The sequence below is a fragment of the Anoxybacillus dikiliensis genome (assembly GCF_050613275.1).
In the GTDB taxonomy this organism is placed as follows: domain Bacteria; phylum Bacillota; class Bacilli; order Bacillales; family Anoxybacillaceae; genus Anoxybacillus.
Genome location: NZ_CP187112.1, coordinates 2,224,659 through 2,238,645 on the forward strand (window position 1 = coordinate 2,224,659; position 13,987 = coordinate 2,238,645).

Sequence of the window (13,987 nt, forward strand, 5' to 3'; positions counted from 1 at the left end):
GAAATATTTGGCCTCTTTTCAATATTCTTGAACAACGACGCGGTTTTTTCCTGTCCGTTTCGCTGTATATAACGCTTCATCGGCACGATTAAATAGCTCTTTCACAGAGTCCGCACGATTTTTCTTCCAGTACGATACCCCACAAGAAATCGTCACCGGTGGGTTTGTTAGCTCACGAACTTTTTGTACTAAGCGGTTCGCAATCGATAAACCTGCATTAATAGACACTTTCGGTAAATAAATGGCGAGCTCTTCTCCTCCCCATCGAGCTCCAATGTCATTTTGGCGAATGTTCGCTTTAATAATATTTGCTACTTGAATAATAATTTCATCCCCTACTTGATGCCCATACGTATCGTTTATTTTTTTGAAATTATCAATATCTATTAAAATAAATGTACCTAATCCGTCCTCTTCCATCGAACGTTGAATACGTTCATCTAAATAATGACGTGCATATAAATTTGTTAGCCGATCTGTAATAACCATTCGCTCAAGCTCTTCACGCAATGCTGCATTTGTAAACGCCAACGTGGAATGATGAATAAGTGACTGTAACAATTTAAACATATCAAAAGAAAAATGGTACGGCTCTTGATGTAGCACGATCGCGACACCTTTCATCATTCCGCGCATCATCGGTACGGCCATAAGCGAACGAAAACGTTTCGCATGATCGCTATGAATTTTTACATCACCTAAAAATAAATTATCACGTGGATGTTGAATGCGATGGAAAACGAAATCTACATATGCCTTTGCTTCGCGTGATTGGAAAAATGCCGTACTTCCAGGAAGTACTTTACGCTCTTTTTCTTGCAAAATAATAAAACCGACTTCCTCCGCATCAAATGACGTTTTAATTTTTTCAATCATAAACTGCAAGGCGTCTTGGAAGCGTAAGTTCGTATTTAAGTGGTGAATCGTCTCGTTAATAAGTTGTAAATCAGCAATTAATCGTTTTGATTGTTCGTACAATTTTGCATTCTCTAATGCGCTGCCAGCCGTATTTGCCAATAAGGAAATAAAGCGCATTTCTCGTTCTGGCAGCTCCATAATTGTCGGAGCAATCATTTCGATTACCCCGTAAATGCCTTGAGCTCCTTTAATCGGAGCATAAATCACAGACTTTTTATAAATGAGAGAATCGTGAAGCTGAATTTGTCCAGTCACATACGCCTGCATTGCCCCCATGTGCTCATCTTCATTTTCAAATGTAAGTAGTTTGATCGGCAAATCTCGGTCTGTTGTGCTGTCATAAGATAAAAACAAATGAAACGTAAACGTCGGATACACTTCTTTTAACGTCTTTACAATTTCTTCGAGTACATCTCCAATATTCATAGATGCATGAATTTTTGTTGCCGCTCGATGCAATTGTTCATATCTTTTTTCCTCACTTAATACTTCAGACACTTTGCGAATGCGAGCAAACACTTTTAAAAAGTCTTGTCTCATTCGTTTAATTAACGATCTCGGTATCATATCTCGCACATGAAGCTGAAAACGAACAAGGCCGAGTGAATCTTCTGAAAAATGTATACCAAACTGAACGGTTTTGATTTCGCTTTCATCATCGATGACGACAACATCATCAAATTGTTGTTTTAGCTGATCATCAAACGGGATCATATATTTTTCTCGTTGCTGTTCAATCATGTGATTTGTCGTTACTTCAGGTTCAAAAGCGTGTTTAAACGGGTTAAGCACATAAAACGTGACATCTAACAAGTGAAACTCTTTTTGCAATAAAGTGATAAGCGCTTGGATGATGCGAGGTAAATTCGTAAAATCTTCTTCTGTTAAAAACCAATCGAAAAACTTTTGCTTAAACATAGCATATTGATCGCGTTCTTGAACGTTCATTTTTTTCACTCACCCGCACATACTCCCTCTCTTTATATGTATGAACCATATAAATAAAAAAATGAGAGTTCCTGTCATATTTCTAAAACTGAGGACCTACTAATTGTATCATACCATACTCCTTATTATAAAGACTATACAAAAATTGTTGACTTAGACACGAAAAAAAACTATAATAGCCTTTGTGTAAAATATTGCAGCCTTTGTGCTCACATTTGTATGTCCATTTTGTTCCCCATAGAGAGCGTCATTCTCTAATTGGAGGTTGTATCGTGTAACTCTCAGCTGCTAGGGCGAGGATACATGAAAACAAAATGGCGATAAATGGTGAGGCACGACTGTTTTTATTTTACCAAAAATAAAAACAAAGGAGGAGCATTTATGGCTCGTTATACAGGTCCAACATGGAAAATTTCTCGTCGCCTTGGCATTTCATTGAGCGGTACAGGGAAAGAATTACAAAAACGTCCGTATCCACCAGGTCAACATGGTCCAGGACAACGCAAAAAATTATCTGAATATGGTATGCAACTTCAAGAGAAGCAAAAGCTCCGCCATATGTACGGTGTAAATGAACGTCAATTCCGTAAAACGTTCGAAGAAGCTGGTAAAATGGCTGGTAAACACGGTGAAAACTTCATGATCTTGCTTGAATCTCGTTTAGATAACCTTGTTTACCGTTTAGGTTTCGCGCGCACTCGCCGTCAAGCTCGCCAATTAGTTAACCACGGTCATATTTTAGTTGATGGCAGCCGCGTTAACATTCCGTCTTATCGTGTAAAACCAGGTCAAACAATTTCTGTTCGCGAGAAATCTCGCAACCTTCAAATTATTAAAGAAGCGCTTGAAGTAAACAACTTCGTACCTGACTACTTAACGCTTGATGCGGACAAATTAGAAGGTACTTACACTCGTTTACCTGAACGCTCTGAGTTGCCTGCAGAAATTAACGAAGCATTAATCGTTGAGTTCTACTCACGTTAATAAAAAATCCTCTCTGCCGAAGAAGCAGAGAGGATTTTTTATGCATAACGAATTAAATAATATTTTTTCTTACCGCGGCGAATAATTGTAAAGCGACCTTCGATGCGATTTTCTTCTGTCACGATTTTATTTACGTCTTGCATGCGCTCGCCGTTCACGTAAATCGCTCCGTTTGCTACGTCCTCGCGCGCTTGACGTTTCGATGGGCAAATGCCACTCGCTACAAGCAAATCAACAAGCGCCACTTCTTTTTCATGACATACATACGATGGTACATCTTTAAAACCTTGTTCAATCTCATTTGCTGTTAATTTTTCTACTTCTCCACTAAAAAGTGCTTCAGAAATGTTAATCGCCTGTTGCAACGCTTCTTCCCCATGAATGAGACGCGTCATCTCCGCAGCTAATGCTTTTTGTGCTGCCCGTTTTTCTGGCGCTTCAGCTGTTTGTTTTTCTAATTCCATAATTTCTTCGTGCGATAAAAACGTAAAGTACTTCAAATATTTTACAACATCACGATCATCTGTATTAATCCAAAATTGGTAAAACTCATACGGTGACGTTTTGTCAGCATCAAGCCATACCGCCCCACCTTCTGTTTTACCAAACTTCGTTCCGTCTGCTTTTGTTACGAGCGGAACGGTTAATCCAAACACTTTTGCATCCTCTTCTGTTTTTCGGATCAGTTCTAACCCCGCCGTAATGTTCCCCCACTGGTCACTTCCACCAACTTGCAACTTGCATCCATACATTTCATACAGCTTCAAAAAGTCATATGCTTGCAAAATCATATAACTAAACTCTGTAAAAGAAATTCCTGTTTCTAAACGTGACTGTACAGATTCTTTCGCAAGCATGTAGTTAATTCCAAAGTTTTTCCCGACATCACGCAAAAATGTAATAACATCAAGTGAACCAATCCATTCGTAGTTATTTGCGATAATCGCCGGATTATTTTCGTTGTCAAAATCTAAAAAGCGGCTTAACTGTTGTTTAATTCGCTCACTGTAATGAGCGACCGTCTCTTTTTCATTTAATTTTCGCTCTGCTTTCTTTCCACTCGGATCTCCAATCAATCCTGTTGCCCCACCGACGAGCGCAATCGGCTGGTGACCAGCTTGTTGGAAGCGACGTAACATTAAAATCGGAAGCAAATGACCGATATGCAAACTATCCGCCGTTGGGTCAAAACCGCAATATACTTTTACGCTTTCTTCTGCTAACAATGCTTTGAGTCCATCCTCATCTGTCATTTGATGAATTAAACCGCGAAATTGTAAATCTTGAAGCAAATCCATCTGAACCACCCTTTCCGTTTGTTATGGAAACAAAAAAACTCGTCCTTCATGTGAAGGGACGAGTTTCATCGCGGTACCACCCTACTTAGAGAACATACATGTCCTCTCGCTTCATTGATATAACGGCCTATACCGTCTTTTGCTACTTTCGCACAAGCTGTTCGCAAAAGATGCTCACGGAGGTAATTCATGCTTACCTATGCGCTAGTTCGCACCAACCACTAGCTCTCTGTCAGCAGGGAGATAAGCACTACTCGTTCCGCTCATCGCTCGATTATTTACATATCAATATACCCTCTTTTATCATAAAACATCAACTGTTGTCAAGATCTTCAAACAAATTTAGACATTTTCCGATACGGAAAGACAAATTATGATATAATAATGAAAATACAATTCGGATGGGAGGTCACTATGTCAGAAAAACAAGTCCGATTTTCATGGCAAAAACTATGGCGCCATTTCACGATTACATACGAAGTCATTTGGAATGTATGTTTAATTATATTGATCGCATGTTTATGCGCGTTCAGTTTTGCCTTCGGTGTCGGCGCGGGATATTTCGCCTCGCTTGTGAGAGATGCTAAGCCGATTCCTTACAAAGAAATGAAAAAAGATATTTATAACTATGAAGAAACAACTCATATTTATTTTGCCAATCGTGAATATCTTGGCTATTTCCGTTCAGATTTGGAACGCGATGAAGTCAAACTTTCACAAGTTTCCCCTTATTTCATTCAAGCGGTCATCGCTACGGAAGATGAACATTTTTATGAACATAAAGGGGTTGTACCAAAAGCAATTATACGTGCTATTTTCCAAGAAGCGACAAACTCCTCGACACGCAGTGGAGGAAGTACATTAACACAGCAGCTTGTAAAAAATCAAATTTTAACAAGTGAAGTGTCATTTGAACGAAAAGCAAAAGAAGTGCTACTGGCTTTACGGCTTGAGAAGTTTTTTTCTAAAGATGAAATTTTAGAAGCGTACATTAACGTTGTACCTTTCGGGAGAAATGCATCCGGCCGAAATATTGCCGGCGTCCAAGCCGCCGCAAAGGGTGTTTTCGGCATCGATGCAAAACAATTAACATTACCGCAAGCAGCTTTTTTAGCAGGACTACCACAGAGTCCGTTTCGCTATACACCGTTCACTAGCGAAGGCGAGTTAAAAAGCGATTTATCTCCCGCGCTAAATCGGATGAAAACAGTATTAATGCGCATGAAAAAAGCTGGATACATTTCAGAAGAGCAGTATAAAGACGCACTAGCATACGACGTTACGAAAGATTTTGTTTCTTCCTTGCCATCTCCAGTAGAAAAATATCCATGGCTGACGTTTGAAATCGAACGTCGTGCGAAAGATATTTTTATTGACTTACTAGCAAAAAAAGATGGATACGATCGGCAAGATGTGCTCTCAAACGACCAACTGTATAAAGAATATGCGGAAAAAGCAGAAAAGCAATTACGTCAAAATGGCTATACGATTTACACAACGATTGATAAAGACATATATGAGCGAATGAAAGCGATTGTTGAAAAATATCCGTACTTCGGAAGCGATACGGTTGTTCGAAAAAGAGATGAAAAAACGGGGCAAATCATTTCCGTTCGTCAACCAGTAGAAGTCGGAGCCATTTTGATCGAAAACAAAACCGGACGCATCATCAGCTTTGTCGGTGGACGAGATTATAAACGAGAACAACTTAATCACGCAACTCAAGCATACCGTTCGAACGGTTCTACGATGAAACCGCTTCTCGTTTATGCACCAGCAATGGAAATGGGCATTATTCAACCGGGATCTGTCATTCCAGATATTGATTTAGAAATTCCAACACAACAAGGTCCATATCGCCCTAAAAATGCGGATGGTAAAACACACGGCTTAACATCTGTTCGTCACGCGCTAAAAAAATCGTATAACATTCCTGCCATTCGCACGTACGCTCGCATCATCGATCAACGACCGATTTCATATTTAGAAAAAATGGGCTTCACAAGCTTAACGACGGGAGACGGATATAATTTATCTCTTGCGCTCGGTGGGCTAACAAAAGGGGTAACGATTGAAGAAAACGTCAATGCATACGCAACGTTTGCAAATGGTGGGAAATTCATTGACGCATATTTAATTGAAAAAATTGTCGACAAAAACGGGAACGTTGTATATGAACACGAGCCAAAACCAGTCGAGGTGTTTTCACCTCAAACAGCATATTTAACAATCGATATGATGCGCGACGTCATTCGCTCAGGTACAGCTGCTTTTTTAAATGGCAAGTTAAAGTTTTCAGCGGATTGGGCGGGAAAAACAGGGACGAGCCAAAACACAAAGGACGCTTGGTTTGTCGCGACAAATCCGAATGTCACATTTGGCACTTGGATGGGATACGATACACCAAAACCGCTTGAAAAAAGCTATAAGGGGCTATCATATTCCCAAAGAAACTTATTGCTATGGGCGCAACTGATGAATGGGGCGTACGACATTCGTCCAGAACTAATCGCTCCGAAAGAACGATTCCATATGCCTGGAGGAATTGTTAAGCGCTCATATTGTGCAATTTCTGGATTGCTCCCATCAGAAACATGCCAACGATTTGGACTTATCGAAAGTGATTTATTCAATACGGCATTTGTGCCGAAAACAGAAGATACGTATTTGATTAGCGGATCTTTCGTTGAATTAAATGGAGAGCGATATGCCTCTTTACCTACAACACCGAAAGAATTTACAAAAGAAGGCGTGATGATTAACGCTTCATTACTTGAACAGTGGGGCATTCAGGATATAAAAGATTTGAGCAAATTACTCCCGCAAAACGATAAATGGAAACATGTATTTGTGGCAAAAACGCTTCAAGAAAATGAAAAAAAACCGGATCCACTAGCTACACAACAAAAAGGAACGGCACTCGTTTGGAACGAACATCATGAACAAGACGTCATTGGTTATCGAGTATATTATGCGGCATCCGAAACAGCTACGTTTCAAGTCATCGCAACAATACGCAAAGGCGAACAAAAAAACATACCATTAAAACAAGGAATATATTACGTGACGGCTGTTGATATTGCTGGATTGGAATCGAATCCATCTAATATCATTCGCATGTTGCCTGATATACAACCTGAGCAACAGACAAATGAGGAACCAGCAGAAGAACAGCCATCAACAAACTAAAAAAATCGGGCCATGCCCGATTTTTTTAGTCCTCCATTGTTGATAAATCGCCTGTCGGTAAGTTTAGTTCCCAAGCTTTCAAAACGCGGCGCATAATTTTTCCGCTTCTCGTTTTTGGTAACTTATCACGAAACTCGATTTCGCGTGGTGCGGCATGAGCAGCTAAACCTTTTTTCACAAAGTTACGAATATCTTCTTTTAATTCTTCTGACGGCTCGTACCCCTCGCGTAAAGCTACAAACGCTTTAATAATTTCACCGCGCACCGGATCTGGCTTTCCGATGACACCTGCCTCTGCAACCGCAGGATGTTCAACGAGTTTGCTTTCCACTTCGAACGGACCAACACGCTCTCCTGCTGTCATGATGACATCATCAATTCGTCCTTGGAACCAGAAATATCCATCTTCATCCATATATGCCGAATCGCCAGATACATACCAATCACCCGGTAAGAAGTACGACTCATATTTTTGTGGATTGTTCCAAATCGCGCGCATCATGGACGGCCAACCCTTTTTAATCGCCAAATTCCCCATGCGATAAGGCGGCAACTCATTCCCTTGATCATCGACAATCGCAGCTTTTACCCCTGGAATCGGCTTGCCCATCGATCCCGGTTTAATTTCCATACACGGATAGTTACAAATGAGTTGTGCCCCTGTTTCTGTCATCCACCATGTATCGTGAATACGGCGATTGAACACTTTCATTCCCCAACGGACAACTTCTGGGTTTAAAGGTTCCCCAACGCTTAAAATATGGCGAAGTGAGCTTAAATTAAACTTTTTCACTAATTCATCGCCAGCTCCCATCAACATACGGAATGCCGTCGGTGCACTATACCATACCGTAACGCCATAATCTTCGATCGTTTTATACCACGCTTCAGGATTAAAGCGGCCACCTACAATGACGTTTGAAGCCCCACAAAGCCATGGACCGAAAATGCCGTACGATGTTCCTGTCACCCAACCTGGATCAGCCGTGCACCAATACACATCATCTTCTTTTAAGTCTAATACCCATTTTGCTGTTTGATAATGCTGGATCATAGCGTTATGCACATGCAATACACCTTTTGGTTTCCCTGTTGAACCAGATGTATAATGTAAAATGAGACCGTCCTCACGTCCGACCCACTCAATATCGAAATGTTTGCTTGCGGCATTCATCCGTTTTTTCAAATCAAAAAATGGGCCTTCTTCTTTCACGTCATCTCCGACTAAAAATACGTATTTTAATGCCGGCAGTTCATTGACAGGCACTCGCGGCAACAGTTCAGGCGTTGTAATGATCACTTTCGCTTCACTATCTTCTAAACGATCACGTACCGCCCCTTCCATGAACGCTTCAAAAAGAGGTCCAACGATCGCACCAAGTTTAATAGCGCCGAGCACAGAGAAATATAATTCTGGTGAACGAGGCATAAAAATAAAGACACGGTCACCTTTTTCTACATCGGCCACTTCTTTTAACACGTTGGCTACTTTGTTTGAAAACTCCTTCATTTCTTTAAATGTGTACTTTTCTTCTCTTGTTGCATCACGATAATAGAGAGCCACTTTGTTTTTTCGGAACGTTTCTACATGGCGATCAATCGCCTCGTACGCCATGTTTACTTTTCCTGTTTCATACCACGAAAAATGCTTTTCTGCTTCAGACCAGTCAAACGTTTTATACGTTTCTTCGTAGTTTTTCAAGTTGAAATCCCCTTGAATGACTGGTAGCGTTTCCACCTTAATCATCCCAAACTCCCCCTTGTTTGAAAGTGTTTACATTCGTATTATATTATACTATAAACAATTTCTCAATTTTTAAAAAATTTTCATTAATGTTTATTATGAAAACGATTTAATTTTTATTTTTTTATGTATAATTGAAGTGAGATTATTTCAGTAGGCGGTGGGGCAATGGAGCATAAAAAAACATATAACGCAAAACAATTAAAAACACCGAAAGGAACGTTAATTATTGAGGGGCCAATTTCCCCAGAAAAGTTGGCTAGCTATGAATTTCATCATGATTTAACAGCGTTTCGGCAACCGCACCAACAACATCAAGCGCTCATTGAAATTGCAGGCCTTCCTGAAGGACGAATTATTATTGCCCGCCATGGTCATACGATCGTTGGCTATGTCACCTTTTTATATCCTGATCCCCTTGAAAGATGGTCACAAGGGAAGATGGAAAATTTAATTGAGCTCGGGGCAATCGAAGTCATTCCAGACTTTCGAGGGTGCGGTGTCGGAAAAAATTTATTGAAAGTGGCTATGATGGACGATGCGATGGAAGATTACATCATTATTACGACCGAATACTATTGGCATTGGGATTTAAAACGAACCGGTTTGAACGTATGGGAATATCGAAAAGTAATGGAGAAAATGATGAACGCAGGCGGACTTGTCTGGTACGCGACAGACGACCCTGAAATTTGTTCGCATCCGGCTAACTGCTTAATGGCACGTATTGGGAAGCGCGTCGATCAACAATCGATCCAAAAATTTGATCAACTTCGCTTTATGAACCGCTTTATGTATTAAAAACAAAGGGGATGGGGAAATGATTGTCGAACAAATGATGAAAACGGATGTCATCGCATTAAAGCCGTCAAATACAATTGCCGATGCGTTAAGTATCGTCAAGCAAAAAAACATTCGTCACTTACCTATTGTCGATGATGAACAACATGTCATCGGCATCGTTACCGACCGAGATTTGCGCGATGCAAGCCCTTCTATTTTCCACGCGAATGAACATTTGGAAGATTTACAGAAACCGTTAAGCACCATTATGAAAACAAACGTTATTACAGGTCACCCGCTTGATTTTGTCGAAGAAGTGGCGGCTTTATTTTACGAACATCGCATTAGCTGCATGCCCATTGTGAAAGAAAAGAAACTTGTCGGCATTATTACAGAAAGCGATTTGTTATATACGCTCGTACAGTTAACAGGAGCTCATCAGCCCGGTTCACAAATTGAAATTAAAGTACCGAACCGAGCAGGGATGTTGAGTGAAGTCGCTTCCATGTTTCAAAAAAGAAACATTAATATTTCAAGTGTTCTCGTATATCCTGATCAAGATGAAAAGTATAAAGTGCTCGTATTTCGTATTCAAACAATGAACCCGATGGCGATTATTGAAGATTTAAAAGCGCAAGGATACGACGTATTATGGCCAAACTTGCCGGGGGTTTCATCATGAGTAAAAATAGCGTATTCATTTATTCCGATGCGTTTCAAACGTACAAATTCCATGATCGCCATCCGTTCAACCAATTGCGCGTCAAACTAACGTATGACTTATTACAAACGGTCGGTGCGCTCGATGATTCACAAATTGTAGCACCGCGTCTAGCAACAGATGAAGAACTAGCTCTTGTTCACGATATGGATTACATTGAAGCAGTAAAAAAAGCGGGGAAAGGACTACTTTCAGAAGAAATTGCAATTAATTATGGCTTAGGAACGGAAGATACACCTATTTTTCCAAACATGCATGAAGCGAGCGCCCTTCTTGTTGGGGGAACATTAACAGCGGTTGATTACGTGCTTTCTGGAAAAGCTGAGCATGCGCTCAGTTTAGGCGGAGGGCTTCATCATGGATTCCGCGGCAAAGCATCCGGATTTTGCATTTACAATGACAGTTCTGTCGCCATTAAATATATGCAAGAAAAATACGGTGTCCGCATCTTATACGTCGACACAGATGCCCATCATGGTGATGGGGTACAATGGACGTTTTATGACGACCCAAATGTTTGTACATTTTCCATTCACGAAACAGGACGTTACTTATTCCCTGGTACAGGAAATGTCAATGAACGAGGACAAGGGAAAGGATATGGCTACTCATTCAACATTCCTGTCGACGCATTTACAGAAGATGAGTCTTGGCTAGCAGCATATAAAGAAGCACTCATGGAAATCGCCGACTTCTTTCGGCCTGACGTCATTTTAACCCAAAACGGTGTGGACGCTCACTATTACGATCCGTTAACTCATTTATGTGCGACGATGCGCATTTATCGCGAAATTCCAAAACTCGCACATCAAATTGCTCATCAATATTGCAACGGTCGTTGGATTGCAGTCGGTGGCGGAGGATACGACATTTGGCGCGTTGTTCCGCGTGCATGGGCGCTATTATGGCTCGAAATGACAGAACAATCCGATATTTCTGGACCTTTACCGAAAGAATGGATTGCCCGCTGGCAACAACATGCCCCTGTTTCTTTACCGCTCGAGTGGGATGACCCGAACGACTTATATCCACCCATTCCGAGAAAGGCAGAAATTACAGAAAAAAATGCCCAAACTGTCATGAAAGCACTTCAACCAATTCGAAGCAATAAACAACGATTAAATTTATAAAAAAATCATAAAGAGGCTTCTGCCTCTTTATGATTTTGTCGAATCGCGATATTCAATTCGATGTGGTAATACAACAATGTGATTGTCCACATGTTCTTTGTTCATATATTTTGTTAATAAACGCATCGCCACCGCACCGATATCGTACATTGGCTGTACGACTGTCGTCAGCTTCGGGCGAACCATTGTAGCTAAACGAGTGTTATCGAAACCGACTACTTCTAATTCATCCGGAATGCGCACACCGCGGTCTTGTGCCCCATGAATGACACCGAGCGCCATTTCATCTGTCCCAACAAAAATCGCTGTTGGTCGCTGTGCAAGTTCGGCTAATTTTTCATATGCTTCCATTCCTGAATCATACGTGTAGTCGCCTTCAACAACAAGCTCATCATCATAAGCAATATTCGCTTCTTCTAAAGCGCGGCGATAACCAGCTAATTTTTTCAATCCGTTAATTGGATCATTTAACGGTCCTGTCACATAAGCAATTCGTTTATGTCCTTTTTCGATTAACATATGTACTGCATCATATGCAGCTTGCTCATAGTCAATATTGACGGACGGAATAATATTGTTTTTTTCAATGGTTGCAGCTAATACAATCGGTACATCTGACTTTTTAAACTGCTCGACATGCTCTTCCGTGACATCGCCACCCATAAATAAAATGCCATCGACTTGTTTCGCAAGCATTGTATTTAATAAATGCAGCTCTTTTTCTTTATTTTGATCTGAATTGCTTAAAATGATGTTATACTTATACATTGTTGCAATATCCTCGATGCCGCGAGCCATTTCCGCAAAGAAAATGCTCGATATATCTGGAATAATGACTCCAACCGTCGTCGTCTTTTTACTTGCCAATCCGCGCGCCACCGCATTTGGACGATATCCGAGTCGCTCAATGACTTCTAATACTTTTTTGCGTGTAGAAGGCTTTACGTTTGGGTTTCCGTTTACTACACGTGAAACGGTCGCCATCGACACGTTTGCTTCTCTTGCTACATCATAAATTGTTACATTCATCACATACACACTCCTTTTCAGCGCTCTATATATCGAAAACTGTCGTACACCGCAATTTTATGTAAAAATATCATACGATAAATGATTACCTAAGTGCAACGTTTTCACAAATAAATTCATAAGAAAAGCTGGTGAGCACCTCACCAGCTTCTTCTCCTTATGCTTTTACAAATTGTTTTTGAAATGATTTTAATTCTTCCATAAACTCATTGAATTGGTCGATGTCCATCTGTTGCGCAGAATCAGATAACGCCACAGCAGGATCAGGATGCACTTCAGCCATGACGCCATCCGCCCCGATCGCGAGCGCTGCTTTCGCACAAGGTAAAAGTAAATCCCGACGCCCTGTTGAATGTGTCACATCGACAAACACAGGCAAATGCGTTTCCTTTTTCAAAATCGGCACAGCAGAAATGTCAAGCGTGTTGCGCGTTGCTTTTTCATATGTTCGAATACCACGTTCACATAAAATGATTTGTCCGTTTCCTTGCGACATAATGTACTCTGCAGCATGAATAAATTCTTCAATCGTTGCAGCTAACCCGCGCTTTAACAACACCGGTTTGTTCACTTGCCCAGCTGCTTTCAGCAACTCAAAGTTTTGCATATTGCGCGCTCCAATTTGAATGACATCAATATAATCGAGCGCTGTTTCAATGTCTGCAGGGGTCACAATTTCACTAATAACTGCTAAATCAAACTCATCCGCCACACGTTTTAAAATCTTTAACCCTTCTACTCCAAGCCCTTGGAAGTCATACGGTGATGTGCGTGGTTTATAAGCTCCCCCTCGCAACAATTTTAAACCATGACGCTTGATTGCCTGTGCGACTTCCGCCACTTGTTCATAGCTTTCAACGGCGCATGGTCCCATGACAAAATATTGATTGCCATCGCCGATTTTTTCCCCTTTCACATCGACAATTGTATTTTCCGGCTTTTTCTTTCTTGATACGAGCAATGCTTTTTTATGATCGTCTTCTTGTAAATCAAGGCCTGCTTTAAAAATTTCTTTAAAAATATGTTTTAACGTTGCCGTATCAAACGGGCCATCGTTATGTTCTAAAATTAAATCCAACATTTTTCTTTCACGAACAGGATCATAAAAATACGTCCCTTGCGCATCTTTAATTTTCCCAATTTCTTGAACAAGGCGTCCACGTTCATTAATTAACTTTAACAACTGTAAGTTTAACTCATCAACCTTTGCTCTCAGCTCATCTAATCGTTCGTTGCTCATTCA

General features: G+C 40.7%; 10 protein-coding genes and 1 other annotated feature. Of the genes, 5 read left to right on the forward strand and 5 right to left on the reverse strand.

Features of this window, described 5'->3' with window-relative positions:
- Positions 1-18 precede the first annotated feature (18 nt).
- Positions 19-1,866: a diguanylate cyclase domain-containing protein gene (locus ACPF7I_RS11650; RefSeq protein WP_430746186.1), complete on the reverse strand. Its 1,848-nt coding sequence runs from the start codon at positions 1,864-1,866 to the stop codon at positions 19-21.
- Between the two features lie 381 nt (positions 1,867-2,247).
- On the opposite strand from ACPF7I_RS11650, the gene rpsD reads away from it, so the two are divergent.
- A complete protein-coding gene (gene rpsD, locus ACPF7I_RS11655; RefSeq protein ID WP_021095613.1) occupies positions 2,248-2,850 on the forward strand; it encodes a 30S ribosomal protein S4 in 603 nt (200 codons plus the stop codon).
- A 38-nt stretch (positions 2,851-2,888) separates the two neighbouring features.
- Here the strand turns inward: rpsD and tyrS are convergent, their stop codons facing one another.
- A complete protein-coding gene (gene tyrS / locus ACPF7I_RS11660; protein WP_430746185.1) occupies positions 2,889-4,148 on the reverse strand; it encodes a tyrosine--tRNA ligase in 1,260 nt (419 codons plus the stop codon).
- Between the two features lie 51 nt (positions 4,149-4,199).
- Positions 4,200-4,424: a binding site (T-box leader), on the reverse strand.
- 138 nt (positions 4,425-4,562) lie between these two features.
- Here tyrS and ACPF7I_RS11665 point away from each other — a divergent pair.
- Positions 4,563-7,337, forward strand: coding sequence for a transglycosylase domain-containing protein (locus ACPF7I_RS11665; RefSeq protein WP_430746184.1), 2,775 nt, complete (start codon positions 4,563-4,565; stop codon positions 7,335-7,337).
- Between the two features lie 25 nt (positions 7,338-7,362).
- On the opposite strand, the gene acsA is transcribed toward ACPF7I_RS11665, so the two are convergent.
- Entirely contained in the window at positions 7,363-9,081 is a 1,719-nt protein-coding gene (gene acsA, locus ACPF7I_RS11670) for an acetate--CoA ligase (RefSeq protein WP_430746270.1), read from the reverse strand.
- A 168-nt stretch (positions 9,082-9,249) separates the two neighbouring features.
- Between acsA and ACPF7I_RS11675 the strand changes: the two genes are divergently transcribed.
- From ACPF7I_RS11675 to ACPF7I_RS11685, 3 genes are read left to right on the forward strand one after another with little or no spacing between them, the layout of a single operon-like run.
- Positions 9,250-9,882 (forward strand): GNAT family N-acetyltransferase, encoded by a 633-nt coding sequence (locus tag ACPF7I_RS11675; RefSeq protein ID WP_003398366.1) that lies wholly within the window; start codon positions 9,250-9,252, stop codon positions 9,880-9,882.
- Positions 9,883-9,901: 19 nt separating this feature from the next.
- Positions 9,902-10,546, forward strand: a complete 645-nt coding sequence (locus ACPF7I_RS11680) for an acetoin utilization AcuB family protein (protein WP_430746183.1) — start codon at positions 9,902-9,904, stop codon at positions 10,544-10,546.
- Positions 10,543-11,715 carry an acetoin utilization protein AcuC gene (locus tag ACPF7I_RS11685; protein ID WP_430746182.1) on the forward strand — a complete coding sequence of 391 codons (1,173 nt, stop codon included), beginning with the start codon at positions 10,543-10,545 and terminating at the stop codon, positions 11,713-11,715. Before ACPF7I_RS11680 ends, ACPF7I_RS11685 begins: the two co-directional genes overlap by 4 nt.
- Positions 11,716-11,742: 27 nt before the next feature.
- Here ACPF7I_RS11685 and ccpA read toward each other — a convergent pair whose 3' ends face one another.
- Both ccpA and ACPF7I_RS11695 read right to left on the reverse strand, forming a co-directional pair.
- Positions 11,743-12,744 carry a catabolite control protein A gene (gene ccpA, locus ACPF7I_RS11690; RefSeq protein ID WP_009361562.1) on the reverse strand — a complete coding sequence of 334 codons (1,002 nt, stop codon included), beginning with the start codon at positions 12,742-12,744 and terminating at the stop codon, positions 11,743-11,745.
- A gap of 157 nt (positions 12,745-12,901) precedes the next feature.
- Positions 12,902-13,984, reverse strand: a complete 1,083-nt coding sequence (locus ACPF7I_RS11695) for a bifunctional 3-deoxy-7-phosphoheptulonate synthase/chorismate mutase (protein ID WP_021095606.1) — start codon at positions 13,982-13,984, stop codon at positions 12,902-12,904.
- Between the last annotated feature and the right edge of the window lie 3 nt (positions 13,985-13,987).

What these genes read in the sequence shown, in the direction of transcription:
- tyrS (WP_430746185.1), bottom strand. Translation starts at nt 4,148, where the DNA reads ATGGATTTGCTTCAAGATTTACAATTTCGCGGTTTAATTCATCAAATG.
- ACPF7I_RS11695 (WP_021095606.1), bottom strand. Translation starts at nt 13,984, where the DNA reads ATGAGCAACGAACGATTAGATGAGCTGAGAGCAAAGGTTGATGAGTTA.
- ccpA (WP_009361562.1), bottom strand. Translation starts at nt 12,744, where the DNA reads ATGAATGTAACAATTTATGATGTAGCAAGAGAAGCAAACGTGTCGATG.
- ACPF7I_RS11680 (WP_430746183.1), top strand. Translation starts at nt 9,902, where the DNA reads ATGATTGTCGAACAAATGATGAAAACGGATGTCATCGCATTAAAGCCG.
- ACPF7I_RS11685 (WP_430746182.1), top strand. Translation starts at nt 10,543, where the DNA reads ATGAGTAAAAATAGCGTATTCATTTATTCCGATGCGTTTCAAACGTAC.
- ACPF7I_RS11675 (WP_003398366.1), top strand. Translation starts at nt 9,250, where the DNA reads ATGGAGCATAAAAAAACATATAACGCAAAACAATTAAAAACACCGAAA.
- rpsD (WP_021095613.1), top strand. Translation starts at nt 2,248, where the DNA reads ATGGCTCGTTATACAGGTCCAACATGGAAAATTTCTCGTCGCCTTGGC.
- ACPF7I_RS11650 (WP_430746186.1), bottom strand. Translation starts at nt 1,866, where the DNA reads ATGAACGTTCAAGAACGCGATCAATATGCTATGTTTAAGCAAAAGTTT.
- ACPF7I_RS11665 (WP_430746184.1), top strand. Translation starts at nt 4,563, where the DNA reads ATGTCAGAAAAACAAGTCCGATTTTCATGGCAAAAACTATGGCGCCAT.